General features: G+C 63.9%; 3 protein-coding genes. All 3 read left to right on the top strand.

From position 1 onward, the window contains the following. Positions 1-1,889, top strand: a 1,889-nt coding sequence (ligD, locus tag EOB59_RS33860; protein ID WP_128290241.1) for a DNA ligase D, incomplete at its 5' end; no start/stop codon positions are given. A 227-nt stretch (positions 1,890-2,116) separates the two neighbouring features. After that, entirely contained in the window at positions 2,117-3,022 is a 906-nt protein-coding gene (locus tag EOB59_RS33855; RefSeq protein WP_024501732.1) for a Ku protein, read from the top strand. Next, entirely contained in the window at positions 3,019-4,134 is a 1,116-nt protein-coding gene (locus EOB59_RS33850; protein ID WP_128290240.1) for a tetratricopeptide repeat protein, read from the top strand. The genes EOB59_RS33855 and EOB59_RS33850 overlap by 4 nt, the downstream gene beginning before the upstream one ends. Positions 4,135-4,192: the final 58 nt, after the last annotated feature.

Below are 4,192 nucleotides of genomic sequence, written 5' to 3'. Positions count from 1 at the left end.
GACAGGGATCGCTGAAGCCCGGCACGCTGCCGGGCGCGTTCAAGGCCCCCATGCTTGCTCGCATCGAGCCGCAACTGGCGACGCAGATGCCAAAACCACCGGATGGCGAGGACACAAGGGAAGTCTGGCTGCACGAAATCAAATTCGACGGCTACCGCACCATGGCGCATCTTACTGAGGGCGCGGTCAAGCTGATCACCCGTGGCGGCATCGACTGGACGAAGCGCTATGGCGACCTGCCGCATGCGTTCGCCAAACTGCCGTGCCGCGACGCCATCGTCGACGGCGAGATCGTGGTGCTCGATGCCAAGGGCATCAGCCGCTTCGCGCTGCTGCAGGATGCGCTGGCGCAGGGCGCCGGCAGCAAGCTCCATTTCTACGCCTTCGATCTTCTCCATCTCGACGGCTGGGACCTGACCAAGGCGCCGCTGGTCCGGCGCAAGGCGCTGCTGGCGCAGATGCTGTCGGGCCTCGGCGCCAATTCCGCCATCCAGTTCTCCGACCATGTCGAGGGCTCGGGGCAGGGGCTCTACGACCAGGCGGCGGAACTGGGGCTGGAGGGTGTCGTCTCCAAGCGCGCCACGGCCATCTATCAGAGCGGCCGAAGCAAAAGCTGGACCAAGACCAAGGCGCTGCTGTCGGACGACTTCGTCATCGCAGGCTTCACCATCTCCGATGCGGCCGAAGGGCTGGCGGCGCTCGGCATGGCAGAGTTTGAGGATGGTGAATTCCATTATCGCGGCAAGGTCGGCACCGGTTTCGATGCCGCCACCGCCGGTGAGTTGCTCGGCAGGCTGGAGCCGCTGCGGGAAGGCGCCACGCCGCCCGAGGGCGTCCCGCGCGAAATCATGCGCGAGATGAACTGGGTGCGGCCGCTGCTGTCGGCGCACATCCATTACGCCAACCGCACATCGGACAACGCACTGCGCCACGGCGTCTTCCGCGGTTTGAGGGATGTCGGCCTGTCGACGCCGGTCTCGTCCAAACGCAAGCGGCTGATCGCCGAGGCCGACCTTGCCACCATCTGGGTGACCAATCCGACGCGCCGGCTGTTCGGCAAGACCGGCCCGACCAAGCTCGACATCGCCGTCTATTATGCGCTGGTCGGCGATTTCATGCTGCCGCACATCCTCGGTCGGCCGGTGTCGCTGGTGCGCTGCCCGACCGGCCTGCCGAAGGATTGCTTCTTCCAGCGCCACGCCTTCACCGGCATGCCGCCCTCGGTGGTGACATTCGAGGCGACAAATTCCGAGGGCGAGACCAAATCCTATCTCTCGGTCGAAGGCGCGAAAGGGTATCTGGCGCTGGCGCAGTTCGGCGTCGTCGAGTTCCATACCTGGGGCACCCACCGCACCGGCCTCGACAGACCCGACCAGATCGTCCTCGACCTCGATCCGGGCGAGGGGATTTCATGGCGCGAGGTGGTCGAGGCCGCCGTGCACATCAAGGGCGAATTGGAGCGCCTGGGGCTGGTGCCGTTCGCCAAGACCTCCGGCGGCAGCGGCATCCACATCACCGTGCCGGTGACGGGCAAGCAGAACTGGAAGAAACTGCACCAGGCGACCAGCGCCATCGCCACGCATCTGGCGACAACGGCGCCGGACACCTTCACCACCACCATGGGCAAGGACAACCGCAAGAAGCGCATCTTCATCGATTATCATCGCAATGCGCGCGGCCACACCTCCGCAGCCCCTTACTCCTTGCGCGCCCGCACCAATCTGCCGGCCTCGACGCCGGTGAGCTGGAGCGATCTGGAATCCATCGATGCGCCGCAGGATCTGAACTATTCCTCCCTGCCGGGGCTGCTGGCGACGTCGGGTGATCCGTGGGCGGAGATCAACGAGTTCGCGCGGGATTTGCCAGTGTTCGAGGGAACGAGGAAGTAGTCGCGAGATGAGGGCGCAGCCCCGCCAGCGTCTCAATTCCAAGTCCATCGACGCTTCCGACAATTTGAATTATTCTCTCCGCCACGACCTCAAAGACGTACCGGAAGATTTCGTCAGGGATTTGCCCGTATCGTGTGGGGTCGGTGTAGGATTTCCTCGGCGCCAATCGTCCTTCGGACGAAAAGCGCTGCAGCAAATGTCAGTGCATGGCCGCGTAGGAGTGTTTCATGGCGCCCAGGGCAAGTTGGAAAGGTTACCTCAAACTCAGCCTCGTGAGTTGTCCGGTGCGGTTGTATCCCGCCACCAGCGCCAGCGAGCGCATCAGCTTCAACCAGCTGCACAAGAAGACCCACAACCGCATCAACATGAAACCGGTCGACCCCGAATTGGGGCTCGTCGAGCGTGCTGATCTGGTCAAGGGCTACGAATACGAGGACAAGCAGTACATCATCATCGATGATGCCGACCTCGATGCGGTGCGCATCGAATCCAATCACACGATGAACATCGAGGCCTTCGTCGACGAGGACGAGGTCGACGTCATCTATCAGGACGCGCCCTACTACATGGCGCCCGACGGTGCGATGGCGGAAGAGACCTTTGCCGTGCTGCGCGAAGCGATGCGCAAATCCGGCAAGCTGGCGATCGCCCGCCTGGTGCTGTCCAGCCGCGAGCGCGTGGTGACGATCGGCGCGCGCGAGAACGGCATGTTCGTGTGCACCTTGAGGAACCCGAACGAAGTTCGCGGGACGGCTGAATATTTCGGCAACATCCCAGCCGGCAAGCCCGACCCCGAAATGCTGCAGCTCGCCGAAGCGCTGATCAAGCAGAAGGAAACCACCTTCGATCCGAAGAACTATGAGGACCGCTACGAGGCGGCACTCATGACGATGATCCGCGAGAAGCTGAAAGGCCACAAGCCAATCATCGCGGCGGCACCAGAGCGCGGCAATGTCATCAACCTGATGGATGCGCTGAAGGCCAGCCTGTCGCAATCGAAGCCGCCGGCCAAATCGAAGAGCAAGGCCGACGAGGTTGCCAAGCCCGCCGCGAAGAAGGCGGCAGCGGGTGGCGCTGCTGAAAATCCGTTGAAGGCCAATCTGCTGAAGGCGGTCGGCAAGAGCAAGAAATGACGGCGCCGACCGGCGCTGTTTTCGGCACGATAGGCGCGCTGGCGGCTTTTCCGCTCAGGCTGGCTGCGCGGGAAGTGGAACGCCAGCACGGCCAGCTGCGGCGCGGTATCACCAGGCGCACCACGCATGTCGTCTTCGGCCGGACACTTCTCGCCAGGGCAGGCCTCGTCAAAAACGGCGATGCCGGGATCGAGCGCAGTGTCGCCGCCGAGCGCGCGGCCGGTCGAACGCTGATCAGCGAGAACGGATTCCTGCGCCTTCTCGGACTGATGAAGACACCGGAGGCGTCTTCACTGTCGCGGCAATCGCTGATCGATCAGTCGCGGCTATCAGGCTCCGACCTCGATTTTTTGTCGCTGTTCGATGCGTTCGAGCATGACACAGAACCTTATTCGTTCCGCGACCTGATCCTGGCGCGCAAATATGCCGGGCTCATCGCCGGCGGCGCGACATGGGGGGCGATCGCGCGCTCCGTCCACCGCTCCGGCCCGGTGGCGTCGCTGACCGCCAAGTCGCTCAATGTCGGCTCGCAGCATGGGCGCGCCGACGCGATCTATCTCGAAGGCGGCCAGAGCGAACTCGATGGGCAGTTGCTGTTCGATCTCGGAACAGCCGGGGCAGAGGGTGACGACACGCTGGAGGAGCTGTTCGCCGAGGCGGAAGCGGCGGAGGAGCAGGGCGACCATGATGGGGCCGCCGCGCTCTACCAGCGTTGCCTGGCCATCGATCCGAGCGATGCGATTGCCGCCTTCAACCGCGCCAACTGCCTGCGCGCCGGCGGCCACGCGGTGGACGCCGCGCATGACTATATCAATGCGATAAAACTCGACCCAACCTTCGTCGAGGCGTGGTTCAACCTGGCCGGACTGATGAGCGAGCAAGGTCGCGAAGCCTCGGCGCGAAGGCACCTGCAGAAGGCGATCGCGCTCGACAAGACCTATGCCGATCCGGTGTTCAACCTTGCGAGGTTGGAGTTCGACGCGGGCAATCTGCCGGAGGCGCGGCAGCTGTGGGTGCGCTATCTCGAACTCGACGCGGATTCGGAATGGGCGCGGGTTGCAGCCAAGGGAGTGCAGTTCGTGGATCTGCAGCTGGCGCGGACGGCGGGGTGAGCATGATTGGCGAAGGCCGCGATGACAGCCAATCTCCCCCCTTGAGGGGGAGATGTCC

The organism is Mesorhizobium sp. M7A.F.Ca.MR.176.00.0.0 (genome assembly GCF_004023165.1).
Lineage (GTDB): Bacteria > Pseudomonadota > Alphaproteobacteria > Rhizobiales > Rhizobiaceae > Mesorhizobium.
The sequence above is the reverse complement of the archived record's forward strand: the minus strand, read 5'-3'. Positions and strand labels throughout refer to the sequence as shown.